This is a genomic window from Nitrosopumilus ureiphilus (assembly GCF_013407185.1).
Taxonomy (GTDB): domain Archaea; phylum Thermoproteota; class Nitrososphaeria; order Nitrososphaerales; family Nitrosopumilaceae; genus Nitrosopumilus; species Nitrosopumilus ureiphilus.
The window spans coordinates 427,601-454,297 of the sequence record NZ_CP026995.1 but is presented as its reverse complement, the minus strand read 5'-3'; the positions used below and the strand labels follow the sequence as shown (position 1 = coordinate 454,297).

The following is a 26,697-nucleotide window of genomic DNA, read 5'->3' as shown; positions in this document are numbered from 1 at the left end:
AAAATTATCAAAGATTGAATTTAATGTTTGATGTATTAATCTAAGATTTGTCTTCAGGAAGAGAAACTAGTAAAATGTTATCTCCACGTAGTAGGGTTTTGCCAATCTTTTCATGCTTTTCGTCAGTGACATCTTCAGCATCCTCTAATGTCAAATTCATGTGAATATCAAAGTCTTTTAGAATTCCTTGAATCGTTCTTGAGTTTCTTAGTCGAAGTAAGACGACCTTGTCCTTGCTGTTGTTCATTAGAGTAGTAATTTCATCGGCCATAATTATTACCAGTTTATTTTTTCTTGCTTACTTGCATGTATAGATCAACAGTTCCACTTCCAATTGGAATGTTGCTACCGACAATTACATTTTCAGTGATGCCTTTGAGTTGTTCAACTTCCCCTCCAAGTGCAGCATGTGCAATTGTAGGAACTGTAATTTCAAATGCTGCTCTTGCAAGAACACTGTCTTTGGTACCGGCAATTCCGTGTCTACCAATTTGTTGCATGTAACCTCTTGAGCACATCAAGTCAGATACTAACATGATGTATCTATTGTCTACCTCTAATCCTTGGTCGCCCAGAGTATGATTGAGTTCGTTAATCAATGCGTTTCTTGCAGCCTCAATTCCAAGAGTTCCTGCGATTTCAAACACATTGTTTGTTCTGACGTTTGTTTTGTCAATGCCCTTTACTTCAAGTACTTTGGCAATGTTAGAACCAGTTGTTTGAATAACCCATTCATCATCTTTTTGAACAAGGGTCACACGTTCAATGTCTGGAACTCCCTTCACTGTAGTGTTTAGAACTTTATTTCTAATTGCAATAACTGTTGCAGTATCAGACTCTTCAACTAGTTTGAGAGTAATTAGTTCACCAACAGTCTCCATTTTGAATTTCTTGTTTGATGCAAGTGATGCTTCGACTTCAGCAATTGAGCATCCTCTTTCTTTTAGTCTGTTTTCACTTAGAATTAATTTAATTTCGGTAGCATAGTCAGTTTCACTGTTTGCAATTAATGCACTGATTTTAGTTTGCAATACATTTCTTGCAACTTCGATTGCTTTTTCTCTGGATTTCTTTGATTCGTTGTCAAGATAGATATCCATAGTTGGCGTAACTGGCTTCTTTCTTGCATCAACTAGTTCAATTAATCTTGGAAGACCCAAGGTTACGTTTCTTTCTTTAATTCCTGCAAAGTGGAATGTTCTCAAGGTCATCTGAGTACCAGGTTCACCAATTGACTGAGCAGTGATAATTCCTACTGCTTGTCCAGGTTCTACTTTGGCTTTGTTATAAAGTGATAGTCCTTTCTTACAAACTGCCTCTACACCATCTTTACTTAGACTAGATTCATGCAAGGCTTCAGATACAAGTGATATGAGTCTTGGACTGAATGTCTTTGTGTATTTTTTAATCAAAGTATCAATCTCATCTTTTGTTGCCTTTTTACCAGAATCAATCATGGTTTGGGATTCAGCTAATCTATGAGCGTTGAATGCTTCACCATGATCACTTTTTGCAACATCTATTCCATCTTCACCGTAAAGGAATTGTACTATGTGCCCATGTGGATCTCTTACTGTCCCATCATATTCTAATCTAATGTGTTCTAACGCATTGATCAATCTACGCTGCATGTAACCACTTTGTTGTGTTCTAACTGCAGTATCTACAAGTCCTTCACGACCACCCATTGCATGGAAGAAGAATTCTAGTGCAGAGAGACCTTCTCTGTAATTGGATTTTACAAATCCGTGTGCGTCTGGATTATTATCATGTTCTTGGAAATGTGTCAATGCACGATTGTGGTAACCATCATGAAGTCTGTTACCTCTTCTTGACTGTTGTCCTAATGCACCTGCCATCTGACCTACATTAAGTGAGGAGCCTCTAGCACCAGTTGTGGCCATAATTTTACCAGCATTGGAATTATCAAGGGAATGGTTTGCAGTAGAACCAGCTTTGTCTCTTGCTTTACCTAATTCGTTTACGATGTATGCCTCAAGTGCTTCTTCAGGTCTCATACCTCTTGTGAGTTTGAGAGTTCCTTTTTCATATTGATTAGTCAAATCAGAGACAATATCATAAGTTGCTTGAATGTCATCGAGAATCTGTTGTTTTTCTTTTTCTGGCACTTCAAGATCACCGAACCCATAACTGAATCCATAACTTGTGATGAATTGTTTTACCATAATGAGAATAGAGTTTAAGAAATTCTTTCCAACTGCATTTCCATAGTCTTTTGTAATTCGGTGTAAGACACTTTCTGGTTCTTCTGCACCAATTGATGTTTTATCAATTACACCGCTGATTAGTTCACCGTTTTTAATTACAACATCTTTTGCAGGGCCATTTGTTCCCTTTGACCATTTTGATGTAAGGACATAGTTGAAGTCTTTTGGAAGGAATAGTGAGAATAGTTGTTTTCCAGTGTATGCTGGTCCGTCTTTTGTTTTAGTAGCAGGTTTTGGAAGTGTATCTTTGTAACCACCAAGCATTGCAAGGTTTGAGAATTCTTGAACAGAGAGAGTTGTTTCGTCTTTAGTTAGAAGGTATGCACCAGTTACAAAGTCTCTGAGTGCCCCAATAATCGGACCACCGTATCTTGGAGAGATTAATTGATCTTGAACCCTCATCAAAAGAATTGCTTCTGCTCTTGCTTCCTCACTTTGAGGAACATGAAGGTTCATCTCATCTCCATCAAAGTCTGCGTTGTATGGAGGACAAACTGAAGGATGCAATCTGAAAGTTTTACCTGGAAGTACTCTAACATAGTGAGCCATGATAGACATTTGGTGAAGTGAAGGTTGTCTGTTAAACATAACAATATCACCATCTGCAAGATGCCTTTCAATTAGATAACCAATTTCAAGAGTCTCTGCAATGGTAGAACGGTCTTCTACGAAATCTAATCTAATCTTTACACCGTCAGGTCTAACGATATAGTTTACACCTGGGAATTTTTCAGGTCCATTAATTACAAGTTTTCGCATTCTCTCAATGTTCCATTCTGTAACAATTTCAGGAATTGTTAGTTTCATAGCAACTTGTTCAGGAACTCCAACTTCGGACAGATCCAAGTTAGGATCAGGTGAAATTACAGTTCTACTTGAAAAGTCAACTCTCTTTCCAGATAACGAACCTCTAAATCTCCCTTCTTTTCCTTTGAGTCTTTGAGTTAACGTTTTGAGTGGACGTCCAGAACGATGATGTGCTTGAGGAATTCCAGAAACTTCATTATCAAAATATGTTGTAGAGTGATATTGTAGCAAGTCAACTAGGTCTTGTACAATGAGTGGCGGAGTTCCTGCCTCTTTACTTTCTTTTAGTCTCTGATTAACTCTGATGATGTCAACCATTTTGTGTGTCAAGTCATCCTCAGATCTAATTCCTGTCTCAAGAATGATTGATGGTCTTACAGTTACAGGTGGGACAGGTAATGCCTGGAGAATGAACCATTCAGGTCTTGCAGTAACAGGATCATATGACAATAGCAGTAAATCTTCATCAAGAATTTGTGAAAATCTTTCTCTGATAGTAATTGGGAGCAATCTATGTTCACCAATCTCTGTCTTTTCAACGAAGATAGTGGGTTTTGTAAAGACTAGTTCATACTGTGTTTTTCCACAATGAGGACATTCTTTTGCCTTCTTTGCTTTTTCTATAATTTGTTCTGGAATACGTTTTTGGGAAATTACAGTGTATGCAGCATGTTTGTCTTTGATTTTTTTGAATTCATCTAGATCTTCTTGCGGAACTTTGAGTCTTGCACAAGAACGACATGTTGATTGTAATAGTTTGTAGATGTTATCAATGAATGCAATATGCAATATTGGTTCTGCAAGTTCAATGTGACCAAAGTGTCCAGGACATCTAGCAGCTGTATTTCCACAAGTTAGACATTTTTGTCCAGGTTCAAGAGTACCGAGGCGTCCATCCATAAGGCCTCCTTGAACTGGCATTCCATCTTCATCATATGTTTCAGGTGCAGTAATTTCAGCAACAGAGTATTTTCTAACTTCTGTTGGAGACCATACTGAAAAACGAATTCCATCAATTGATTTGATTGCTTGAAGAGACATTAGATTTTCTCCTTGATTAATAGACGTGGTGCAACATTAAGACTCTGCATTTCTTGTAAGAGTAGTTTGAATGCATATGCTACTGATACTGAAGAGACTTTGGCTTTGTCACCACAAACTCTACAGACATATTTTCTTTGTTTAACATCATGATAAGCTACTAATCCACACCTTTCACATACAAAGATATCAGATTTGTCAGATTCGTCCAATAATCTATCTTTTAGGATCATTGAAGCGCCATAAGCAATCAAGCAGTCTCTCTCCATTTCACCAAATCTCAATCCACCACCTCTTGCTCTACCTTCAGTTGGTTGTTTAGTTAGCATCTGAACTTGTCCACGTACTCTTGCATGGATTTTATCTGCAACCATGTGATGGAGTTTTTGATAATACACGACCCCAATAAAGACATCAACTGGGAATGGTTTTCCAGTTATTCCGTCATACATTATTTCTTTACCAGAATATTCGAAACCATGTGCATCCATTACTTCTTTTACTTCATCCATTTTTTCTCCAACAAATGCTGAACCATCAAATCGTTTTCCACGAAATGCAGCAGCTTTGCCACAAATAGATTCCATCATCATTCCAACAGTCATTCTTGATGGGAATGCATGAGGATTAATCAAAACGTCAGGAGACATTCCTTCTGCGGTATATGGCAAATCTTCGGCTTTAGCTAAAATTCCAAGTACACCTTTTTGTCCGTGTCTTGATGCAAACTTGTCACCAATTTCAGGAATCCTCATATCTCTTGCTCGAATCTTGTACATTTTTCCACCTTCATTTGATTGAGTCATAACTACAGTATCTACAACACCAGTTTCAGATGGTCTAACACCAATAGAAGTATCTCTTCTGTATGGGCCAGAGGATTCAAACTCCCTATATTCTTCCATGAATCTAGGAGGACTAGTCTTTCCAATTAAAATATCTCCACCCTTTACTGGAGCTTCTGATGCAACAACACCATCTTCTTCAAGTAATCTGTATGCACGTTCTCCCTTGTAACCTCTAATGTTATCTTCAGCGTTAGGGATTTCAAAAGTATCACGCATTCCACCTGGGTATTGTTTTGCCTCAGCATCATAAATTCTATAGAAGAAAGTTCTTCCCAAGCCCCTATCAACAGATGCTTTACTAAGTACAATTGCATCTTCGATGTTATAACCATCAAATGGAAGTACTGCAACGACACAGTTCTGACCGGCTGGTCTATCTTCCAATCCTAAAAGCTTCATTGCTTTTGTGTTTACAATTGGAACTTGTGGATATAGCATAAAGTGTTGTCTAACATAGGTACTAGTGTTCATCATTGGTGTTGAGAATCCCAAACTTTGTTTTGCCATTGCAGATTCGTATGTATTTCTTGGAGACTGGTTATGTTCAGGATATGGAATGATAGAAGCTCCTGCACCTAAGATTGCTGGAGGAAATACTTCAAGGTGAGTATGTTTCTTTGTATCTTTTTCATCTAAAGTGACATAGCAGTTTTCTTCTTCATTGGCATCAATCATTTCTAAAACACCCATTCTCAATAGATCAGTCCAAGAAAGTAATTTCTTTGAAATTTTATCTAAGAGATCTTGTGTTAACAATGATTTGTTATCCTTGATAATTATTAATGGTCGCAAAACTCGGCCAGCATTGCAATTCACATAAAGCCTTCTTGTTGAACCTTCAATGTCAGATTTATGAAATGATACTCCAACGTGAGGATGAATCTTGGAGTTTCGTCTTAGATCCCTTAGAGATTCAGCTAGTTCTTGTCCATCTTTGAAATATCCAATCAGACGACCATCTACAAATACTCGGGTTCCGTCTTTTTTCAAATCATCTTTTGCATCAAAGAAATGTACAGTTCCAAGATCATAGAGTTTTTCTACAATTTCTTCAGATGGAACATTTACTGAAATAATTCCAGATAGCGCAAGATTTTTTACCAAACCACAGTTTGAGCCTTCTGGAGTTTCACTTGGACAAATTCTTCCAAAGTGAGTTGCATGCAAGTCTCTTGCCTCAAAGTTTGGTTGGGTTCTACTAAGAGGTGATTGAATTCTCCTAAGATGACTGATTGTTGAAAGGTAGTTTGTTCTATCAAGTAATTGGGTAACACCTACACGTCCTCGTCCCCAGTTCCCTGTTGCAATTGCATTGTTTAGTTTATCAGTAATAATTCCCGGACGAATTGCAGCAGCTACTGCGTTGATTCCTCGTTTTTGACCTGATCTTTCTAATTGGTATTTCATATCTCTTACCAAATTTCTAAATGCAGTTCTAAAGAGATCTGCCAACATTTGTCCTGCAAATTTGATCACTTTGTTTCCATAATGATCCTTGTCATCAGGAGTAATCCAACCAAGTTTTAGTTCTAATAATTTACAAGCAGCCTCACCTAAGAATTGTGCTTTCTCTTTTCTGTTCTCTGGATGTTTACCCAAATGTGGTAATAGTCCCCAATCAAGCAAAGTCTCAGCACGTTTGATTTGGAATTCCTCTAACATTCCAGGCGCAATTCTTTTACTGATGTAAACAATAGCATCTTTAGATGTTGGAACATCACCTGCTTTTTCAAAGGAGCCTTCCAATTCATCCTGAAGATCATCTACCAATGAAACTACTGCAGCGATTTCTCTATCAGATTCCAATCCAAGTGCTCTCATTAATGTGACAACTGGAATATCAACTGGAGAACCAGGAATTCTAGCTACAATCAAACCATCATTTTTCATTACAAGTTCTAATTTTGCACGATACCCAACAATTGATGAATATACTTTAGCTTTGAAAACAATGTTTCCACCAACAGTTTCTCTATCAACAATAATTTTGTTGTAAGAAAGATCTTCTAATCCTACAATGACTCTTTCAGAACCATTAATGATAAAGTAACCACCAGGATCATTTGGATCCTCACCATGTTCAATTAATTTTTGAGTAGAGAAATTATGCAAGATGCATGCATTTGATTTTGCCATTACTGGTACGTCACCAACATGAACAAATCTTGATTCTAAAATTTTTCCATCCTCTACAACACTTGCTTCCATCATTACAGGTGCAGAGTATGAAACATTTCTCAGTCTTGCCTCAGCTGGAGTGATATGAGTAATCGAACCATCAAGTTCCATCATTCTTGGTTGTTGAAGTTTGACTTTTCCCAGTTGAATTTTGTAGGGGTATTCAGCGTTTTCAATATCAATTTGTCCCACTTCATTGATAATACTTTGTAGCCCTCTTTCTAGAAATTCATCAAATGAGTTTAGATGTTGACGTGCAATACCCTCACGTTTTAAAATATCTTGAATTACCGGCCAACGTTTTGTAGAGGGATCTGCCATTATACTTCCACCACGTATCTGTAATAGAGACTCTCACCGGCAGTTGGACTTTTTCTGGTAATCTTTATCATATCGCCAGGTTTTATACCAAGTCCTAAAATTGCAGGATCGTTTACAAAGATTAAAGGTAATTCGGTGGGTTTACAATTGTATTTTTTCAAAACTTCTTCAGCTTCTTGTTTTGAAATAATCTCGTGTTTTGGGACATAGATATGATCAGGAACTAGAACTTGATTTTTTTTAGTTGCCATCTACAAACCCCCACTTAGAACATTAAATGTAACTGTAAATAATACACACAAACTGTCAAAATGTCACGCTCGGGTTAATATATATCTAATCTGAAATTCGTCAAAGATTGTGTTTTTTTCTTTTTAGTCAATAAATTTTATCGCAACCTTAAATAGCACAATTTTTCGCCTAAAATTGATGAAAGATCATCTAACGGTGTTTACCTTATCTGCAATTTTGATTGCAAGTATTGGTATGGCGCCAGCATTTGGACAAATACAAAACTTGATTGTTGTTACTACGGACAAATCATCATATTCAGAAGGTGAAATAATTCTAGTAACAGGTGAAGTGAAAGATCTGTATTCTGGCACTCCAGTTAGTGTAATTGTCAAGGCTCCTAATGGAAACTTGGTATCAATTGCACAGGTGACAGTTGGTGTTGACAAAAAATTCAGTACTGAAATTACCGCCGGAGGAGCATTAATGAAAGCAGAAGGATCATACACAATTACAGTTCAATATGGAACTGAAAATCGATCAGCTGAAGCAACATTTGAATTTGGAGGATCTACAACGATCCCACCTAAAGGTGATTCTAATGTAACTGACAAAACAGTTGCAATTCCAGGTTCTTCTGATTTGATCGGATATGAGATCACAGGCGGAAAATTACTTAGTATCATACCTGATGTGGAATCAAATTCACTCATTGTATCTATTGATGCGACAAGTGATGGTTCACTAACCCTGACAATCCCAAGATCTGTGTTGGATGCAACAATGGATGGTAAAGATGACGTTTTCTTCGTCTTAATTGATGGAGAAGAAGTAGACTTTGATGAAACAACATCAGCAACGAACAGAGTCCTTACCATAGCATTTCCAGCAGGAGCTGAAGAGATCGAAATTATCGGTACATTTGTAGTTCCAGAATTTGGTACAATTGCAGCCATGATTCTAGCAGTAGCAATTATCTCAATAATTGCAGTATCTGCAAAGTCAAGACTTAGCATTATGCCAAGATACTAAATTTCATCTTTTTTTCTATTTTTAAATATACATAAATAACAAGATATCTGAAGTTGAATTAGGATGAATTTTAAACGTTCTACAACATCAATGGCGATAGCCCTCATGGTATTGTCATTAATTTCAATGACCTCAATTCAACAAGATGCTTTTGCTCAAAGTCAAGGAATGAGTATTACAGCCAAAGCTGATAGAAACTCAGACACCATCACGGTAACAGGCAAGACAATTTCAAAAATTACAGATGTTACATTTAGAGTAACATCTCCAAGTGGAAATAATGTAGTAGGAATTGCTCAAGTTTCGCCAAATGTCAATGGAGAATTTGCAACTGAATTCAAAATAGGTCCAACATGGACTGAAAATGGATTTTATACAATCAAGGCTATGCAAAGCCCACAGCAAAATTCATTGTACACACTAAAGGTGCTTGTTGAAGTAGCAAATGGAATGGCAAAAAAAACTCTTGTGACTGAAACCAATATGGAATCAGGAATAGTGTATGTCACTCCAAATGTTGCAGTAGATAAAGGAATTGAAATTTATGCAGATGCTGTTATAGGATCTACGACAATCAATATAGAAGGTACAACTGACAGAGTAAGTCAAGATGTTACTTTGACTATAACTGCACCAAACGGAAATGTAGTATCTGTAGCCCAAGTATCACCAATGCTCGATGGAGAATTTACTAAAGCAATTACCACTGGCGGACCACTATGGAAACAAAATGGATTTTATACTGTAAGTGCAAAACAATTTGACGATCCAAAATATACCGCTTCAATTCAAGTGGATATAAAAGACGGAGTCGTAGTACCAGAATTCGGTACAATTGCAGCCATGATTCTAGCAGTAGCAATTATCTCAATAATTGCAGTATCTGCAAAGTCAAGACTTAGCATTATGCCAAGATACTAAGTTCACACAACTTTTTTCTCTTTTTAAATATACATAAATAGAGACAGATTCAATTCGCAACAAGATGAACAGTCGTACGTCGTTCGCGCTACTAGCCATATTGACTGCAGTCGGTACCTTAACTATGTCATCAGCATATGCGGCAGAACTTCCACCAGCATGTGTAGGATGTGCTCAGGATGAGGCCAAAGCATCAGCAAAGAAAATGTTGATGGAGGCAATCCCAATATCTGTTTGGACAGATAAAACAGAGTACAATCACAATGAGATAATTACGGTAATAGGCCAAGTAGCAAATATAGCATCTGGATATCCAGTCACAGTAACTGTTGTGAGTCCGCTTAACTCCATTGTTACAGTTAATCAAATTACTGTAGCAGAAGACAAGAGTTTTGAGACTACATTAAACACAGCAGGTGCAATGTGGAAATACGACGGTACTTACACCATTAAAGTAAACTATGGCAGTGTTGAAAAAAGCAACAGTGCAAAAGTTGAACTAATTGGTGGAGTTGTAAAAACACCAACAACAATGCCAAGTAAATGTGGGGTTAATGAAATAACCGCAGATGGTCAATGCATACCATTTACCATTTCAGGCGGAGTAGTAAAAAGTGCAACTCTCAATACTAATGACAAATCAATTGTCATTAACATCGACGCTAAAAATGACGGAACATTAACAGTAACTCCATCCAAGAAAGTCCAAGACGGTATCTTCATGGTACTTGTTGACGGAGAACAATGGGATGATGTTGAAATTGACGGAAACAAAGTAACAGTCATGTTCCTAGCAGGCGCCGAGAAAATTGAAATTATAGGTACCTTTGTGATACCAGAGTTTGGTACAATTGCAGCCATGATTCTAGCAGTAGCAATTATCTCAATAATTGCAGTATCTGCAAAGTCAAGACTTAGCATTATGCCAAGATACTAAAATCACACAACTTTTTTCATTTTTTCATTTTTTAGTAGTAAAGAAAATATACAAATGAGCATTTGAGACTTTGTGGAGTTTAGAATATTTTATGCATTATTACCACTACTAATAATTTCTACAGGGACTACTTTTGCACAAGAATCTTTGCTATCTATTGAAACTGATGATAACAACTATGATGAAGGAGATACGATTGTAATTTTTGGTAATGTCAATACAATAATTGGAGAGACACCAGTATTAGTACAAATTATTCATGAGGGTGCAATAATAGAGATTGCACAAATTACTGTTGGCCAAGATGGAACATTTACAAAAATAATTATCGCTGAAGGAGGAGTATGGAAAAAAGGCGGGGAATATACAATTAGAGCATTCTATCAAGAACATGTTGCAGAAAGTACGTTTTCATTCATTCCAAAATCAGAAGCAATTGAAATTACAACTAATTTTGAAGTAGATGCAGGGAGTAAGGGAACATTTGATGTAAAATACACCATCAGAGGAGGAGCAGTAAAAAATATGATAGTAGATTCTGAAATGTTTGAATTGATTGTACAAATAGATGCAATAGATGAAGGAATGATCACACTAGATCTACCCAGAGAGTTCATAGGAGCAGAGAAACAAGACGGCAAAGATGAAAAGTTCATTATTCTCATAGACGGTATAGAAGCACTACATCAAGAATCTGTAGTGGGTTCAGATTCAAGAGTAATAACAATTAATTTTGAACAAGAAGATTCAGATATCGAAATTATTGGAACTTATGTAGTTCCAGAATTTAGTACAATTGCAGTTATGATTCTCATAGTAGGAATTATGGCAACAATTGCAATGACTAGAAATAAAATTCAAATAAAGATTTAGTTTAGTCTGAAAGAATATTTTTCTTTGAATGGTGAGACGGATCTAAGTTCTTTGACAACTTTTTTGAGAACCTCAACGGTTTGATCAATTTCTTTCTCATTGTTGAAAATTCCAATAGTTAATCGTAAAGAACCTGTTATTTGTTCTAGTGAAAATCCCATTGCTTCTAAAACATGTGAAGCCTTTTGGGTATTAACAGAGCATGCAGATCCAGTGGATGCTGCAATTCCAAATTCATCAAGTTTGATAATTAGATCCTCTCCATTAACACCAAGAAATGTAAAATGAACATTATTTGGCAGTCTAGATTTAGAATGCCCATTTAGAGTAACTTCAGGTATTTCATCTAGTACTTTTTTAATCATATGATCTCGTAGTTTTTTCATATTGGACATGTTTTCATCTAAATTGATTTTTGCGATTTCACACGCTTTTCCAAATCCGACAATGTTTGCGACATTTTCAGTTCCAGAACGTAAGCCATTTTCTTGACCGCCTCCCAAGATGACAGGATCAATGGAAATTCCATTTTTGATGTATAGTGCACCTACGCCTTTAGGGCCATAGAGTTTATGAGATGAAATAGACAGCAAATCTATGCCTAATTCTTTGACATCAATTGGAATCTTTCCAACTGCTTGAACCGCATCAGTATGAAATGGGATTTTTTTTTCATTGCAGATTTTAGCAATTTCAGAGATTGGTTGGATTGTACCCACTTCGTTATTTCCAAACATAATTGAGACAAGACATGTTTCCTCAGAAATGTGATTTTTAAGTTCCAAATGATCCATCATACCAAATGAATCCACCAGAAGATAATCAATCTCAAATCCGCTTTGAGATAATTTTTTGCAAGGTTCCAAAATTGCATCATGTTCAATTAAAGATGTAATAATCTTACACGGGGGATTTTTCATGGCAATTCCTCTTAATGCAGTATTGTTAGATTCTGTACCCCCAGAGGTGATAAGAATTTCAGAAGGTTCAGCATTGATTAAAGACGCAATTTGTTTTCTGGCCTTTTCAATGGCTTTGCGAGATAATCGACCATAACGATGAATAGATGATGGATTACCATACTGTTCTTTGAGATAAGGTAGCATTGATTCTAAAACATCATCGTGAATTTTAGTGGATGCAGCATTATCAAGATAAATCAATCTGCAATCACATTAATTTTTCCTGGTTTATACCCTTCCGGATCAATTTCAACTGTACTAAATCCAATCAGTTTTAGTTTTTCAGAAATTTGATCCAAAATGGATTTATCAAAAATACATATCATTTCTTTGTCAACTTCAATTTTGGCAGTGCCATTAAGATCTCGAACCCTAACTTGTTTTAGTTTTGTTAGTTGTTTGACAATTGTTTCACCAAATTCTATTCGAGTTAATTTTTCTGCAGTTACTCTTTGTCCCCAAGGGATGCGAGATGCAAGGCAAGAATTAGATGGCTTGTCAAACACAGATAATCCAATTGATTTTGCAGTATCTCTAATTTTGGATTTTGAGAATCCTGTCTCGACAAGTGGACTTCTAATTCCATTCTGTTTTAAGGCCTCAAGTCCAGGCCTATAATCACCTAAATCATCAATATTTGTGCCATCAACAATAATCTGTACATTATACTCTTTTGCCAATTCAATTAGATGATTTCCTAATTCCATTCTACAGTGAAAACATCGATTAGAATCATTTTTTGTAAAATCTTCATTTTCAAGTTCATCATAATCCAAAAAGAGTTGTTGAATTCCTATCTCAGAGCAGACATCTTGGGCAGTCTTTAGTTCTTCTTTAGACAAAGTTTTGTAATCAGCAGTCACTGCAATTGCATATTTTCCTAATTTTTGAAAAGCAGCGTATGCAACTAGTGCACTGTCAACACCCCCAGAAAGTGCAATCATTACTTTATTTTTGTCCTCAAACCAATTTACAAGGTCATCAAGATTTGTCATGGGGATTCTCCAATTTCTCAATTTCTTTTCTTAGTAATGATTCTGTTTCTTTAATGGATTTATCAATGGTGTTTGATATTTTCTTTAGGTCATCAAATTCTATTTTAAAATCAGTTTTTCCTTTAAAGGTAGATTTTTTGTAATTAACTTTGAAAGATTGTCCATGCAATGTTAGAGAAACATCATGAATTGTTCTAGGAACAGTAAATCGATTAGAATCAGAAATTCTAATTCCCAAAGTTCCAGTTTCTAACACCAAGGTATCAACTATATCATCTACATTTTCATCATCACATATGACAGACACAAGATTTGTAGGCCTTCCTTTTTTTGTAATGCCATGATAAATTGAAACGTCTCTTGCGCCCTTATCCATGATTTTTTCAATAAGATTTCCAAGTATTTCTCCGGAGACATCATCCACGTTTGTTTCAAGAATCTTTACTGAATCAATATCAAAATTATTTTGAGAACCACGAATGATTTTCAGAGAATTTGAAAAAGTCTCGAAGTTTTTTTGTCCTGCACCATAACCAATTGAATCAATTTTCATAGATGGGTAATACTCCACAGCATTATTTGCCAAATTTACTAAAATACATGCACCAGTAGGAGTTGTGAGTTCTTCTTTTGCATTATCGCCTTTGATTATTAAATTTGAGTTTTTGAAAATCTCAAGAATTGCACTTGCTGGATTTGACATGGTTCCATGTGAAAAGGTCACAATTCCCCCACCAACAGAAACAGGCAAGCATACAATTTTCTCATCAAATAAACCTAAATCTTCTAATGCAATTGTAACTCCTACAATGTCTACAAGTGTGTCAATACTTGAGGCCTCATGAAAGTGGACAGAATCTTCAGGAATTCCATGAATTTTAGATTCAGAAGAAATTAGAGTATCAATACAAGATTCTGCAAATATTTGTGATTTTTCTAAGAGTCCTATCGCTTTGGTTGAATCAGTAATTGCTTTTTTGATTTCTGAACCTTTTCGTTCATGTGGTTCTTCATTAATTTCTAAAACTAATTGAAGGCATTCAATTCCATGTTTCTGAATTTTTTGAAAATCAATTTTATTAATTGTTGAGTTTGAGAGAAATTTTTCAGATGCCTTAATTCCATCTATTACCCTTTTTTTATCAGCACCCAAATCAACTAATGAAGATAGAAGCATATCTCCAGATATTCCAGCAATCTGTGGATCAATTACTACAACCATGATTAAAAATTATCAAAAATACTTATAAATTCGTCTAAAAGTTTGAGAATTTCATTAGATTTAATTATTGAAAATCAACGATGATTTTCATGATTACGATTATTGGTTCTGGAAAAGTAGGTGGAGATGCAGCGCTATTCTCAGCACTAAAGAGATTAGATGATCAAATTTTGCTACTTGATGTTGCCGAAGGACTTCCACAAGGGGAAGCAATGGATATCAACCACATGCTATCAGAACAAGGAGTTGATGTAGAAGTTAAAGGATCAAACGATTTTGCAGATATGAAAGGCTCAGATGTGGTGGTGGTAGTTGCAGGTTCCGGAAGAAAACCAGGAATGACAAGAATGGATCTTTTGAAAATCAATGCATCAATTGTAAAGAGTGTTGTAGAAAATATCAAAAAATATGCTGATAATTCAGTGATAATTCCAGTTACAAATCCGCTTGACCCAATGGCATACATTACTTACAAAGTTTCAGGATTTGACAGAAGTAGAGTATTTGGAATGGGGGGTATGCTGGATTTGTCAAGGTTTAGGCAATTTATTCATGAGGCAACTGGACATTCTCGTGATTCAATCAGGGCATTAGTAATTGGAGAACATGGTGAAAATATGTTACCACTACCAAGATTTTCATCGGTATCAGGAATTCCATTATCAACATTTCTTCCAAAAGAAAAATTAGATGAATTAGTTCAAAATACAAAACAAGTTGCAGCCAAAGTAATCGAATTGAAAGGAGCAACAGTGCACGCACCAGGAAATGCAATTTCTGCAATTGTAGAATCAGTAGTAAGAGACAGAAAACAAGTCATTCCAGTTGCAACATATCTTGATGGTGAATATGGTCATTCTGATGTGACAATTGGAGTTCCAGCAATAATTGGAAGAAAAGGAGTGGAAAAGATTATCGAATTAGATCTAAATGATGAAGAAAGGCAGGTTTTCGATAAAGGCGTTGAAAGTGTTAAAAGTGCTATTTCAGGTATTGAGATCTAAGCATTTTTTTATCCTAACAAAGAAAAATCATCATTGGAAATTAATGAAATTTTAGAGTCATTAAGCGCAGGAAAAATTTCAATCAACAACGCAAAAAAGCTTCTTTCATTATATTCAATTGAAGAAGTAGAAGGATTTGCAAAAATTGATATCAACAGGAGAAAAAGAAGAGGGATTCCAGAAGTAATTTTTGCAGAAACCAAAGAAATAGACGAGATTAAAAAAATTGTTAAAAAAACTTTAGAAAAATCAAATTCAGTAATAATATCAAGAATTAAGAAAAAGGATTATACAAAGATTTTAGCATTTGCTAAAAAATTAAAAATTACAATAAAAACTGGAAAAAACTCATCAACATTATTACTATTTAAAAAACCAATTACATTCCATGGAGGAAGGGTAGGGATACTTACAGCAGGGACTTCAGATATTGGAGTTGCAGAAGAATCCAGATTAATGTGTGAGGCAATGAATTGTAAATGCATTACAGGTTATGATGTAGGGGTTGCAGGAATTCAAAGAATTTTCCCAATTTTAAAAAAAATGATTAAAGAAGATGTCGATTGTATAATAGTTGCTGCAGGAATGGAGGGGGCTTTGGCCACACTTGTTTCATCCATGGTAGACATTCCAGTCATAGGAATTCCAACATCTGTAGGATATGGGTATGGAGAAAAAGGAATTGCTGCATTAGCATCAATGCTTCAAAGCTGTTCTTTGGGATTATCAGTGGTCAATATCGATAACGGAATTGCTGCAGGTGGAATTGCTGCAAATATTGCAAACAGGTCAATTAGAAAAAAGAATTAAATTACAACCAGTAATAATCTGCCTCGTAAATGATATATAACATACTTTGACGAAGTCTGGTAGTTGGCCGGCAAACGTGTTGTTCTTACTGCTGATCGTAGCTTAATGACAAATTACAGAGGAAATTTCCTTTATGGATTCATTGCATGCGGACCATACGAGGTACTGCCTGAATGGGTATTTGACAAAGTGTTTTGTCCTTCAGTAGAAACAGATCCAATCACAGGAGAGGTCAAAGTTGCGCAAGTAGGATTAAGAAGAATTGAAAGTTCGTTGATTCAAGGAGGATACAAAAGGGAAGATGTTTTCATGGCACATCCTGAAATGCTTCACAAATCAATTGGACCTGATACCAAAGTTGTAGGAATTAATGTAATGGATCCGTTAGGAATGGCTCCCGTAACTACAACAATGTCACCTGAAAAATTATCCTATGTTGCTATGAAGTTTAAAAAAATGTGTGCAAGCATTATTCAACTCAAAAAGAAATATGATTTCAAAGTGGTAGTTGGTGGCAACGGTGCATGGGAATTAGCTAAATCAGATAGAATGAAAATACATGGAATTGACACAGTTGTTGTCGGAGAAGCAGACGAGTTGGCAGTAGATTTATTTCAAGACCTAGAAAAAAATGATGCCCCAGAACTAATGCATTGTTTTGTTAGAAATCTTGAAAATATTCCAGTTATTGAAGGACCCACAATCAATTCATTGATTGAGGCCATGAGAGGTTGCGGAAGAGGTTGCGACTTTTGTGATGTAAATAAAAGATCAAAGAAAGACTTGCCTTTAGAGAGATTACAGCATGAAGCAAAAACAAACTTAGATTATGGATTTGATTCAATTTGGTTACATTCGGATGAAATGCTACTTTATGGATGTGATAATAGGGATTTTGTTCCAAACAGAGATGCCATTGTTGACTTGTGGAAAGGACTCAAAGGATTAGGGGCAAATTTTGTTGGCACTACACACATGACATTTTCAGCAGTTGCAGCAGATCCTACATTAATGCAACAAATTTCACAAATCAATGAGCAAGACAAAACAGGAAGATGGCTTGCAACCAATTTAGGAATTGAAACAGTTGCACCTGCAATGGTAAAGAAGCATCTAGGTGTTAAGACAAAACCATTTTCACCTGAAGAATGGGGAAGCGTAGTTAGGGAGGGAGCAAAAATTCTAAATGAAAACCACTGGTTCCCAGCTGCCACAATCATTATTGGCTGGCCTGATGAAACTCCAGATGATATTCAATATACTATTGATATGATGAGTGATTTTAGAGAGATGGACTTTAGAGGATTAGTAGCGCCATTGCTTTATCAAGACTTTAGTGAAAAGAACTCAATGCACTTTGGTAACTTGAATGAAGCACAATTTACACTATTTTGGAAATGTTGGGAAAACAATCTGCGAGTAATTAACGACATCATTCCAATTATTCTCAGAAATAAGACATATGGACCACCAATGAAGGTATTCATGTACGGAATTCTCAAAGCAGGTACTTGGGCAATTATGAGATATCTAAGAGGATTGTGCAAAGATCTCTTCAATGGTAGAACTCCAGATGAAATAATTGACAAATATGCACGAAATAGATCAGTGTCTGCGCCTAAAATTCAAACTAAGAAATTATAGAGTTTCAATGGCAGAATCTGCCAGAGTATTTCGTTTTGGCGTTAAACAGATAAAGTAAACTTTGTCTGCTCTTTCAATTCCTTCTACTTTTTTGTAAGATTTTGATGAAACGTCAAATTCATAAATTCCCGGTTCAAGGGAACCACTGGCATAAATCATCAGATATGTTTCGCCAGTTGCAGGGCTAAGTGGAATAAATGCCATCACATATCCTTTGTACGAATTAATTGGCATTGTATTTTTCATTGGAGGAGCTGCAGATGCCATATACATGAACATGTCTTCAATATTTTCAAATTCTTCATATTCAGTATGCATTACAATTTGTAAAGCGTCTCAATATAATAAGTTACTAGAAGGGAATGTGATAAAATTATTTTCTGGATTTAAGGTGTTTGTGAACTTTAAATCCAACTAATGCGGGTGCTGCAATATACATTCCCAAGTTGAGAGCAATTACAGAAATTCCAAGTCCTAAAACTTCAACTTCTGAACCAGTGTCAGCTAACGTCATTATTGACAATGTTGAAACCATTGGTGTGATGAATACTTTAACTGATTCTTTGAATATAGGATTTTCTCGCTCCCAATCAGCAACGGTTGGAGCAAATGAGTAGTATAATGTGTTAAATCCAGCCATAAATGTTGAACCAGATGCAGTTGAAAGGACAGTGTTGTCTCTAACTTCTCTAAGTAATTGAATTTGCGGAGCTAATTCAGTTCCATAGGCAGCTGTTGCAATCAAACATGAACCGCCAGGTGGTTCTTTATCATCAGGTTTAGTTGGAATTATTTGGCAAATTCCATTTGCGTCGGGTTCAGTTCCAGGACCACATACAATTTGCTCAGGTTCGTTATCGATACATTGCCCATTCACTAATTGTTGATTAGAGGTACATGTTACTGGTGGTGGTGGTGGCGGAGGCTCGTTATCGATACATTGCCCATTCACTAATTGTTGATTAGAGGTACATGTTACTGGTGGTTCAGATTTCTTATCAATACAAACACCATTTATCAATTGTTGATTAGAGGTACATGTTACTGTACTAACTACTAATTCTCCACCCACATAATCAAGAACAAGTTCACTAGTATTTCCACCATATTTTGTTTCAACAACATAATCTCCACTTAATTTCCATAATTGGCCACCTGCGATGAATGAAAATTCAAAAGTTCCATCAGAATCCGGAACTAATTGTCCTATAGTTACAAGATTATTTTCTGGAGACTTGACTACATAAGTAACTGCGCCAGCAGATGGGGATAATGGATCATAATCTTTTAAGGAACCAGAAATGACAACGTTTGCGCCATTTGCAACAATGTTCATATTTGAAGAAGTGTTAACTGGTAAAAGATCATGGCTATCAGCAAAGATAGAACCATTAACGCCATAAGACAAGACAGATATCGATAGTAATGTAAATACTAAGAATGCAGTTAGTCTCATTTTCATTTTGATTCATGAGTTGAGGGTATTTATGTTTTCAACGAAACAAAAATTGACCAGATTATACTCTAATGATACCTTTTTTGATTAGGAATTGAAGTGATTTAACAAACTCTTCATCAGATATTTTCCCATCAGCCCACCATAATGCATTATTTTTGATCCAATCCGGAATTGTCTGTTTGAAGGTAGAAGCACTTTCAATAGAAGGAATGACAATGATGCCTTCTTCAATTAGATATTCGATTCCATCAATAAATTCAGAATTTGATATAGAAGTAGAAGCCCATGATTTTGCATTATTTTTGATCCAATTGGGAATTTGAGGAGAAATAACTTCAAAGGAGATTGAACCCAAATCAAAATTATTATGAGATAATTGAATTTCATAAAGTCCGGATAAAGAGTTTGCATTAATTGAAATTATAGATCTATAACCTCCACTACTAGAAAGAGTTGCTCCAAAATTCTGGGATTTTCCATCAGGAGAAATGATAGTTACATCCAATGGGATTCCACGTCTATGATTATTTACACTTCCCGAGAGAACAATTTCCTCAGTTTTTCCTGAAAGAGGTTTGATTATTTCATATGAGCTAAGTTGTGGTGAGCTAGAAAAAGAGGCATAAGATTCGCTTCTCAACAAACTAAATGTATTTGCATTCCCAAAACTATCTCGTGAATCATAATATTTTGCATCAAGACTCCCTCCCGCTGAAGAAATTAATGCGGTTCCAGACTTGTTACAAATTTTCGAAGGCATTTTGAATACACCCTCAAAAATACCAGTACTTGGACCAGTTTCAACTAGAGTAAATCCAGTAGAACCAAGACCACCATACTCAACACCATCTACAGTACAACGCTTGTAACGAATGTCTTTAATCAAAACTTCAAGCAAGATAACTCCGTCCTTTCCAACTGTATCAACATTATCAGAATTTGGATCATTAATTACAAAATAAATATCGACTAGATCTTTTTTCAAGTTAAGATCAGGATCTTTGAGAGTAATTGTTACGGGTTGTCCAAATCGAAATGTTTGTGAAGAAGTTGCAACATCACCAGAATGAGTTTTAAAATCAGATTGTACAGAAGTGGTAGTTGCAACACCAGTCACATCAAGATCAGAATAAGATATAGTAATACCAGATTCATCAATAAATCTATTGGTAACAATAATTTTTATCTCATCATCAATAGTTTGTATGGTTTGTATGAAATTAGGATCCAGTATATTCAATTGATTTGTGACAGCATATTCCAAAGTACCTTCAAAAGTTGAAGAGTTATCACTTGTTTCTTCTAATTCAAAACGATAGATAGAATTGGTTATACTTTGACCATTTTTTAATCCAAAAGAAAATAAATCAAAAATAATTGGTTGTTTTTTGGTTTCACTTGAAATATCAATCAAGCCAGAGTCATTATTGGAAGAATCAAAATCAATTACAAGAAATACGTTTCCACTTTCAGCTAAGATAGCATTTACATCAGAATTATCAATTTGGATGAATCCCTGTGCAGATGAAATATCACCTGCGTCAACAATAGTAATTGGTGATGAACCAAGTGCTCCAAAAGTCATATTAAATGAAGTGTCACTAAAATCTGAAACCCCCAAATCTTTTTCAAATGATCTTAAATCATAATTTATCCAGTTTGTGCCACTTGTATTAGATTCAGAATCATCAAGTAAAATTGAAGCAAAGGAAGAGGCAGCAATTCCCAAGTTTACTGAAAAAACTTCGTATGAGGCATTTCCTACAGTTACAGTATCAATATGTAATCGGTCAGAATTAGAGTCAGGCACTGATGAATTTGCATCAAACCCGGCAGGAAATGTAGAGGAGGATGAATGAAATTTGGCAGTATTTGCTTTTTCCAAAGTGATTGGATTTCCAATAGTAATTGTAGGAATGATAGCTGTCTCTCTAAATACATCCAAATCATCATTAGCTCCAGTATTCAGATTTTGATCGGGATCTATCAAAATTACAGGATACTCAGTTCCAGGACGTAGATTATTTCCGTTTCCAATTGTTAGAGATGGACCATCATCATCAAGGGAAACAGAAGCAGTTGAAGATCCAGTCAAGACAGAAACAGATTCTCTATTGTAACTGATTTGTCCAGCTTGTCCACGAGGTGCATTTGTAAGTATACCTATTACAGATTGGTCATTAGAATCAAAGCTTTCAAAAATTCCAGAATTTGGTTGTTGTTCAACTAATGTTACTATTTCTGAAAATGTATTTGCTCCCCCATTATTTACAGAAGAGGTAGGTTGATCATCGTTTGTTTTTAATTTTAGAACATTTCCAAGTACCAGAGAAAGCTTTCCATTATTTTTAAATCCCAAAGTAGAAAGACTAGGTACCAAATCTACTAAACCTGGGCCTTCATTTGCAGAACTTGATCCAGAATTATCAAATGCTTGATAAAATGTGGATGCACTAGAACCAACATCAAATGTCCAAGAATCCTCATCAGTAGGATCCTGATTTAATTGAAAATCATTAACTGTTAGAAATACTTCTGCATTGTTAGGATAAAGATCTCTATCAATATTCAAAGAGATGTTTTGCATTTCATCGTATTCAAGTGAAACCTTTTGCGCGGGACCCCCAGGATTATATTGAATTATCACATCATCAAAGGAATAAAGTTGAACCAATGGCCATGCATTGGAATTCAAACCAATTTGCCCAACAGGAATATTTGAATTAGTGTTAATCGATTTTGCTTTTTTAACCACATTATTCAAATTGGTAGTAGACCCGGGAGTACCAGTACATGCATTAAAAGAAGAATCACCATTGGTGGAACCAACCAAAGAACCTATTCGAGGTACTGCAAATCCATCAGTTTCAGAAAGAGAAATCCCAAACACTGAAGTCGATGTATTTCTACTGCAGAAAACACCAAAGTCTAATCCTTTTCCATCTGAACCAACTGTAGAATCTGCAGCCTTTGCCTTCTCAACATTTGCAAAATACGCATACCAATTACCATCAGTTGCCTGAACCATTCTTAGTATTTTCCCATTGATGGTAACATCAGGTTCACCCTTTCCCTGATCGGTATCATGAAGATTAGGATCATTTACTACAACTTCAATTACCATAGAACCTGAAAAATGATTGGCAAATTGAGAATTTTCAGCAGATACAAACAGATTAGGATTGGTTGCAGCCTCAGCACCCATAATAGGAATTAGAGACATCAGTGAAAGAATTGCCAAAATATAGAAAAATTTCATGCCCAACATTTTAAAAAATCACCTAATCACAAATAACATTGTCGCATCATTTCTTCTTAGAAACTTGTAATACATGTTGAGAATTATCAAAAAATAAGAAAATGTATGTTCAAAGAACCAAGGTATTACAGATTTCACTGTTAGCGATATTTTCAGCATTTTTAGTTGAATTAATTTTTGGCTTAATCTCAAATAGTCTTGCCCTAATTACAGATGGCATTCATGCATTATTGGATAGTGTAGTAACTATGGTCTTGCTTTTGGCTGCAAGAATGGCAATGAAACCAGCGGATGCAGAGCATACCTACGGACATGGAAAAATCGAATCATTAGGAGGAATGATTGGAGGAATTGCAATTTTTTTGATTGCGTGTTTTTTTATTTATGAATCAATTAACAGATTGCAAAGCCCACCTCCAGACATTTTACCGGGATTGTTTGCAATCATTGCAGGATTATACACAATTGGAATTGATATTTTTAGATTAGGCCTATTAAGAAATTCAATTAAGAAAATTGGAGGAGCCACTCTCAAAGCAGATTTTTATCATGCATTCATGGATCTTGGATCTACTTTAGTTGCAATTATTGGGATAGTTTTAGTGTCATATGGATGGTATTTTGGAGATTTTGTTGCAGCATTAATCTTGGGAGTATTATTAGCAGTACTCAGCATTAAACTAGTATACAAAACTGCCCTTGATTTAACAGATATCATTTCGCCGGAACTTGTAGATGATGTTAAGGAAATTGCAGCCTCTACAGAAGGAGTAATTAACGCAGAACCGGTATTAATGAGAAGATCAGGAGATACAATTTTTGCAGACATTACAATATCATTAAGAGCGGACACTAGTTTTGACAAAGCTCACGAAATTAGCAATAATGTTGAGAGAAATATAAAAAATAAAATTTCAAATTCAACCATCACTGTCCATTTCGAACCAAATTGGCAAGATGTTCCACTAGATGCAAAAATTCTAGAAATTGCAAAAAGGGTGAAAGGTGTTAAAGAAGTTCATAATGTAAGTACACATAAAACCAAAGGAAAAACATATTCGAATTTACACGTAATGGTAGATAGAGAGATGAATCTTTTATCTGCCCATAAAATTTCTGAAGTTATTGAGCAAGAAATTCATAATAATATTCCAGAAATAGAGCATGCTACAATCCATTTAGAGCCTTTTGTCAAAATACCTGAAAATTTCAACTTGGAGGATAAAATCACTGAAAATCAAATCAAGACAATATTAGAAAAATATCCAGAAATTAAAAAGATTGGAAGAATAGTGTCTTTGAATTTTGAGAATATTCTAAAAATAGACATCGACTGTTCATTTGATAAAGAATTATCAATTGAGAAAGTTCATGATTTGATATCAGAAATAGAGCACATCATCAGAGCAAAAATTAACAATGCAGTAATTACAATACATCCAGAGCCAGACTAGATCAAAATACTTGTAAGATACATCACTAGCATTCCTACTGCAAATCCAGATACAACTGAAAAACTGGACATATTATTCTCATTTTCTTCTCTCATCCATTGCACAATAACAAAAACTACTTGAAAAATTAGGTTTAAACTAAAGAAAATCAATGCTAGCTTGTGCAAAAATTAGGAATAGTGGTAGTTGGATCAGGAGTTGTAATTATTATAGGATTATTTCTATTAGTTTTAGGAAATCAAGCCATACTAGAAGGAATTATTCAAGATAATGGAAAAGTGAGTTCAGAGCAAACACTATCAATTTCCAATGATTTTGATTCACAAATAACATCTATTGGGATTTTTGCAGTTCAGATAATAGAATTCCAAGAGAATGCATTTTCTGCAAAAATATTGGATCCGTTTGATATCGAAATAGCATCTCAAGAAATTAATGAAGAAAATATTGAAGAAGAGTTCAAAGTTTTAGAGACAGGAACTTACAAACTAATTATTCAAAGTAACAGTAATGATGAAACTCAAGTATTCGCAGCTATTGGACCACTGCCGGATTCAGGGAAGAAAATTTTAGGTTTTATTCCAGTTTATGTGATTGTTGCTGGAATGATAGGTTTAGCAGGAGTTGGAATCCTTGGCATTAAAAATAGAAAAAGGTCAGTTTAGATAACTATCCATTTTTTCAAGACCGCTAATTGTAGCATCAAAATTATCACTGTTTTCAACTATACTATTGAGTTTCTCAGAATTGGCTGAGAGTAGATATTTGCCCCCATCAGAATTTTTAAAAATGAATTCATGTTCAATCAAATAAGAAAGTCTATCAAGAACATCGTGTTCGGATATCGAAGATTGTTGTGCCAAAAATGAACATTCTTTTTCGCCATCTTCAAGATCTGCCAAAATTGAAGAGGTGATAGGATCAAACATACAATCCACAACTTTTTCTCTATCAAAAGCATTACCCATTTGCATATAACATAAAAATTAGAAATTATTAACTTTTTGAATATATTACTCCAATAAGATAATTAAGAAAAAAGAGTTTGTACAATATCATGCAAAAGCTTTGTAGTCAAGATCCATCAGGTAAAGGTGAACACTGTTTTTGTATAGATATCGATGCTCAACGAGGAATCAAAAAATGCTGTAAATGCAACCTATGGAACGTTCAGGGAAATGATTGGACAGAGGATGAAGACTTTAGATAATTTGAATCAAAAATATGCCAAAATAAAGCCGTGAAACTAATTCATATCTAAAAAATATCGAAAAATCATTCAATTTGGTGCCTAGCATAGTTTTTATCGGGGTTTCTTTGAATTTTTGAATACTTGAGTACTCAAGAATATAGACACATTGTAAGGATTGTGGGTAATGATATCCCCGGAGAGCGAAAAATGCTTGTAGGATTGACCCAGATCAAAGGAATAGGATATAATTTTGCCACAGCAATTCTAGATACATTAAAAATTAACACAAATTCCAACATAGGAAATCTTACTGAAGAGAATGTTCAGGCAATTGAAAAATTGATTACAGATCCAGTTGGAGGAAATTTCCCAACATGGTTTCTTAATAGAAGAAAAGATATTGAAACCGGAGCAGATTTGCATTTACTAACATCAGATATTCCATTTACATTAAGAAATGATATTGAAAGAGAAAGAATAACTGCAAGTTGGAGAGGTTATCGTCATCTTAGTGGTCTGAAAGTTAGGGGACAAAGAACTAGAACATCAGGTAGAAAAGGTGGAGCAGTAGGAGTTGCAAAAGGAGGAATGGCAGCACCAGTAAAGAAGGGAGGCGCAGGAGCTCCAGCAGCAGAAGCAACAGCTCCAGCAGCGGAGAAATCAGAGTAGGTGTTTTGAATGGGAGATCCAAAATATCCACGAAGAGTTTGGAGAAAACCCAAGAGACCACTCAATTATGAATTAAAAATGGAAGAGCTCAAAACTCTCGGTACATTTGGATTAAGAACAAAAAGAGAATTATGGAAAGCACACACAGAATTATCACGTGTAAGACATCAAGCAAGATCATTGCTTGCGTTAAGACAAGAAATTAGAGAAGAGAAAGAACCAATTTTAATGAAATCCCTTGCAAGAATTGGATTAGTAAGTAGTGATGCAACATTGGATGATGTACTTAATCTAAATGCTAATGATTTACTTTCACGCAGATTACAAACTATTGTAACAAAGAAGTTAGGATTTAAGACACCATATCAAGCAAGACAAGCAGTTATTCACGGTCACATTATGATTGGAGAAAGAAAAGTAGACATTCCATCATATACCGTAACAGTGGCAGAAGAGGACAGTATTCATTTTACACCAGAATCTAAAATTCCAGAAATGTTAGAGAAGACAAAATCTAAAGAACCTGTAGTAGAGGCTGCTGCTGAAGAAACTGCAAAAGATGAAAGTTCTTCAACAGAATAATCAAAAAAATAGGTTATCAGTAAATAAC

Annotated in this window: 22 protein-coding genes; 11 read left to right on the top strand and 11 right to left on the bottom strand. The window is 35.3% G+C overall.

Annotated features, from left to right (window positions below; genetic code table 11):
- Positions 1-40: 40 nt before the first annotated feature.
- Genes C5F50_RS02475 through C5F50_RS02460 form a run of 4 tightly spaced genes read right to left on the bottom strand, consistent with a single transcriptional unit; the run spans position 41 to position 7,674 of the window.
- Positions 41-271: an LSM domain-containing protein gene (locus C5F50_RS02475; RefSeq protein WP_179372128.1), complete on the bottom strand. Its 231-nt coding sequence runs from the start codon at positions 269-271 to the stop codon at positions 41-43.
- A 13-nt stretch (positions 272-284) separates the two neighbouring features.
- Positions 285-4,076: a DNA-directed RNA polymerase subunit A' gene (locus tag C5F50_RS02470; protein WP_179372127.1), complete on the bottom strand. Its 3,792-nt coding sequence runs from the start codon at positions 4,074-4,076 to the stop codon at positions 285-287.
- Positions 4,076-7,423, bottom strand: coding sequence for a DNA-directed RNA polymerase subunit B (locus tag C5F50_RS02465; protein ID WP_179372126.1), 3,348 nt, complete (start codon positions 7,421-7,423; stop codon positions 4,076-4,078). The genes C5F50_RS02470 and C5F50_RS02465 overlap by 1 nt, the downstream gene beginning before the upstream one ends.
- Positions 7,423-7,674, bottom strand: a complete 252-nt coding sequence (locus C5F50_RS02460) for a DNA-directed RNA polymerase subunit H (protein WP_048117695.1) — start codon at positions 7,672-7,674, stop codon at positions 7,423-7,425. The genes C5F50_RS02465 and C5F50_RS02460 overlap by 1 nt, the downstream gene beginning before the upstream one ends.
- 178 nt (positions 7,675-7,852) lie before the next feature.
- On the opposite strand from C5F50_RS02460, the gene C5F50_RS02455 reads away from it, so the two are divergent.
- The 4 genes from C5F50_RS02455 to C5F50_RS02440 all read left to right on the top strand — a co-directional run bounded on the left by C5F50_RS02455 (position 7,853) and on the right by C5F50_RS02440 (position 11,417).
- On the top strand, positions 7,853-8,686 hold the full coding sequence (locus C5F50_RS02455) for a PEFG-CTERM sorting domain-containing protein (protein ID WP_179372125.1): 834 nt from the start codon (positions 7,853-7,855) through the stop codon (positions 8,684-8,686).
- Between the two features lie 63 nt (positions 8,687-8,749).
- Positions 8,750-9,607, top strand: a complete 858-nt coding sequence (locus C5F50_RS02450; protein WP_179372124.1) for a PEFG-CTERM sorting domain-containing protein — start codon at positions 8,750-8,752, stop codon at positions 9,605-9,607.
- Between the two features lie 124 nt (positions 9,608-9,731).
- Positions 9,732-10,544 (top strand): PEFG-CTERM sorting domain-containing protein, encoded by an 813-nt coding sequence (locus C5F50_RS02445; RefSeq protein ID WP_179372123.1) that lies wholly within the window; start codon positions 9,732-9,734, stop codon positions 10,542-10,544.
- Positions 10,545-10,616: 72 nt separating this feature from the next.
- Entirely contained in the window at positions 10,617-11,417 is an 801-nt protein-coding gene (locus C5F50_RS02440; RefSeq protein ID WP_179372122.1) for a PEFG-CTERM sorting domain-containing protein, read from the top strand.
- Here C5F50_RS02440 and C5F50_RS02435 read toward each other — a convergent pair.
- Genes C5F50_RS02435 through larC form a run of 3 tightly spaced genes read right to left on the bottom strand, consistent with a single transcriptional unit; the run spans position 11,414 to position 14,596 of the window.
- Positions 11,414-12,580 (bottom strand): cysteine desulfurase family protein, encoded by a 1,167-nt coding sequence (locus tag C5F50_RS02435; RefSeq protein ID WP_179372121.1) that lies wholly within the window; start codon positions 12,578-12,580, stop codon positions 11,414-11,416. The genes C5F50_RS02440 and C5F50_RS02435 overlap by 4 nt on opposite strands.
- Complete coding sequence (larE, locus tag C5F50_RS02430; RefSeq protein WP_179372120.1) at positions 12,577-13,374, bottom strand: ATP-dependent sacrificial sulfur transferase LarE; 798 nt, start codon at positions 13,372-13,374, stop codon at positions 12,577-12,579. The genes C5F50_RS02435 and larE overlap by 4 nt, the downstream gene beginning before the upstream one ends.
- Positions 13,361-14,596 carry a nickel pincer cofactor biosynthesis protein LarC gene (larC, locus tag C5F50_RS02425; RefSeq protein ID WP_179372119.1) on the bottom strand — a complete coding sequence of 412 codons (1,236 nt, stop codon included), beginning with the start codon at positions 14,594-14,596 and terminating at the stop codon, positions 13,361-13,363. The genes larE and larC overlap by 14 nt, the downstream gene beginning before the upstream one ends.
- Before the next feature lie 89 nt (positions 14,597-14,685).
- Here larC and C5F50_RS02420 point away from each other — a divergent pair, with 89 nt between their 5' ends.
- From C5F50_RS02420 to C5F50_RS02410, 3 genes are all read left to right on the top strand, one after another.
- Positions 14,686-15,600, top strand: coding sequence for a malate dehydrogenase (locus C5F50_RS02420; RefSeq protein ID WP_179372118.1), 915 nt, complete (start codon positions 14,686-14,688; stop codon positions 15,598-15,600).
- Between the two features lie 33 nt (positions 15,601-15,633).
- Complete coding sequence (larB, locus tag C5F50_RS02415) at positions 15,634-16,410, top strand: nickel pincer cofactor biosynthesis protein LarB (RefSeq protein WP_179372117.1); 777 nt, start codon at positions 15,634-15,636, stop codon at positions 16,408-16,410.
- Between the two features lie 63 nt (positions 16,411-16,473).
- Positions 16,474-18,054: a B12-binding domain-containing radical SAM protein gene (locus C5F50_RS02410; protein ID WP_179372116.1), complete on the top strand. Its 1,581-nt coding sequence runs from the start codon at positions 16,474-16,476 to the stop codon at positions 18,052-18,054.
- Here C5F50_RS02410 and C5F50_RS02405 read toward each other — a convergent pair.
- The 3 genes from C5F50_RS02405 to C5F50_RS02395 are packed head-to-tail and all read right to left on the bottom strand — an operon-like array spanning position 18,049 to position 22,772.
- Entirely contained in the window at positions 18,049-18,372 is a 324-nt protein-coding gene (locus tag C5F50_RS02405; protein WP_179372115.1) for a hypothetical protein, read from the bottom strand. The two genes, C5F50_RS02410 and C5F50_RS02405, sit on opposite strands and share 6 nt — an antisense overlap.
- A gap of 55 nt (positions 18,373-18,427) precedes the next feature.
- The gene (locus C5F50_RS02400) at positions 18,428-19,516 is read right to left on the bottom strand and encodes a CFI-box-CTERM domain-containing protein (protein ID WP_179372114.1); all 1,089 of its coding nucleotides are present in this window, start codon (positions 19,514-19,516) and stop codon (positions 18,428-18,430) included.
- A gap of 55 nt (positions 19,517-19,571) precedes the next feature.
- Positions 19,572-22,772, bottom strand: a complete 3,201-nt coding sequence (locus C5F50_RS02395; RefSeq protein WP_246282192.1) for a peptidase — start codon at positions 22,770-22,772, stop codon at positions 19,572-19,574.
- A gap of 101 nt (positions 22,773-22,873) precedes the next feature.
- Between C5F50_RS02395 and C5F50_RS02390 the strand changes: the two genes are divergently transcribed.
- Both C5F50_RS02390 and C5F50_RS02385 read left to right on the top strand, forming a co-directional pair.
- A complete protein-coding gene (locus tag C5F50_RS02390) occupies positions 22,874-24,226 on the top strand; it encodes a cation diffusion facilitator family transporter (protein WP_179372113.1) in 1,353 nt (450 codons plus the stop codon).
- A 161-nt stretch (positions 24,227-24,387) separates the two neighbouring features.
- Positions 24,388-24,891, top strand: a complete 504-nt coding sequence (locus C5F50_RS02385; RefSeq protein WP_179372112.1) for a hypothetical protein — start codon at positions 24,388-24,390, stop codon at positions 24,889-24,891.
- On the opposite strand, the gene C5F50_RS02380 is transcribed toward C5F50_RS02385, so the two are convergent.
- Positions 24,883-25,194: a hypothetical protein gene (locus C5F50_RS02380; protein WP_179372111.1), complete on the bottom strand. Its 312-nt coding sequence runs from the start codon at positions 25,192-25,194 to the stop codon at positions 24,883-24,885. The two genes, C5F50_RS02385 and C5F50_RS02380, sit on opposite strands and share 9 nt — an antisense overlap.
- Positions 25,195-25,559: 365 nt before the next feature.
- On the opposite strand from C5F50_RS02380, the gene C5F50_RS02375 reads away from it, so the two are divergent.
- Together C5F50_RS02375 and C5F50_RS02370 are read left to right on the top strand one after the other, a co-directional pair.
- Entirely contained in the window at positions 25,560-26,087 is a 528-nt protein-coding gene (locus C5F50_RS02375; protein WP_179372110.1) for a 30S ribosomal protein S13, read from the top strand.
- 9 nt (positions 26,088-26,096) lie between these two features.
- Complete coding sequence (locus tag C5F50_RS02370; protein ID WP_179372109.1) at positions 26,097-26,669, top strand: 30S ribosomal protein S4; 573 nt, start codon at positions 26,097-26,099, stop codon at positions 26,667-26,669.
- The last annotated feature ends 28 nt before the right edge of the window (positions 26,670-26,697 follow it).

What these genes read in the sequence shown, in the direction of transcription:
- C5F50_RS02390 (WP_179372113.1), top strand. Translation starts at nt 22,874, where the DNA reads ATGTATGTTCAAAGAACCAAGGTATTACAGATTTCACTGTTAGCGATA.
- C5F50_RS02420 (WP_179372118.1), top strand. Translation starts at nt 14,686, where the DNA reads ATGATTACGATTATTGGTTCTGGAAAAGTAGGTGGAGATGCAGCGCTA.
- C5F50_RS02460 (WP_048117695.1), bottom strand. Translation starts at nt 7,674, where the DNA reads ATGGCAACTAAAAAAAATCAAGTTCTAGTTCCTGATCATATCTATGTC.
- C5F50_RS02470 (WP_179372127.1), bottom strand. Translation starts at nt 4,076, where the DNA reads ATGTCTCTTCAAGCAATCAAATCAATTGATGGAATTCGTTTTTCAGTA.
- C5F50_RS02445 (WP_179372123.1), top strand. Translation starts at nt 9,732, where the DNA reads ATGTCATCAGCATATGCGGCAGAACTTCCACCAGCATGTGTAGGATGT.
- larC (WP_179372119.1), bottom strand. Translation starts at nt 14,596, where the DNA reads ATGGTTGTAGTAATTGATCCACAGATTGCTGGAATATCTGGAGATATG.
- C5F50_RS02395 (WP_246282192.1), bottom strand. Translation starts at nt 22,772, where the DNA reads ATGAAATTTTTCTATATTTTGGCAATTCTTTCACTGATGTCTCTAATT.
- C5F50_RS02450 (WP_179372124.1), top strand. Translation starts at nt 8,750, where the DNA reads ATGAATTTTAAACGTTCTACAACATCAATGGCGATAGCCCTCATGGTA.
- C5F50_RS02400 (WP_179372114.1), bottom strand. Translation starts at nt 19,516, where the DNA reads ATGAAAATGAGACTAACTGCATTCTTAGTATTTACATTACTATCGATA.
- C5F50_RS02475 (WP_179372128.1), bottom strand. Translation starts at nt 271, where the DNA reads ATGGCCGATGAAATTACTACTCTAATGAACAACAGCAAGGACAAGGTC.
- C5F50_RS02455 (WP_179372125.1), top strand. Translation starts at nt 7,853, where the DNA reads ATGAAAGATCATCTAACGGTGTTTACCTTATCTGCAATTTTGATTGCA.
- C5F50_RS02380 (WP_179372111.1), bottom strand. Translation starts at nt 25,194, where the DNA reads ATGGGTAATGCTTTTGATAGAGAAAAAGTTGTGGATTGTATGTTTGAT.
- C5F50_RS02465 (WP_179372126.1), bottom strand. Translation starts at nt 7,423, where the DNA reads ATGGCAGATCCCTCTACAAAACGTTGGCCGGTAATTCAAGATATTTTA.
- larE (WP_179372120.1), bottom strand. Translation starts at nt 13,374, where the DNA reads ATGACAAATCTTGATGACCTTGTAAATTGGTTTGAGGACAAAAATAAA.
- C5F50_RS02405 (WP_179372115.1), bottom strand. Translation starts at nt 18,372, where the DNA reads ATGCATACTGAATATGAAGAATTTGAAAATATTGAAGACATGTTCATG.
- C5F50_RS02370 (WP_179372109.1), top strand. Translation starts at nt 26,097, where the DNA reads ATGGGAGATCCAAAATATCCACGAAGAGTTTGGAGAAAACCCAAGAGA.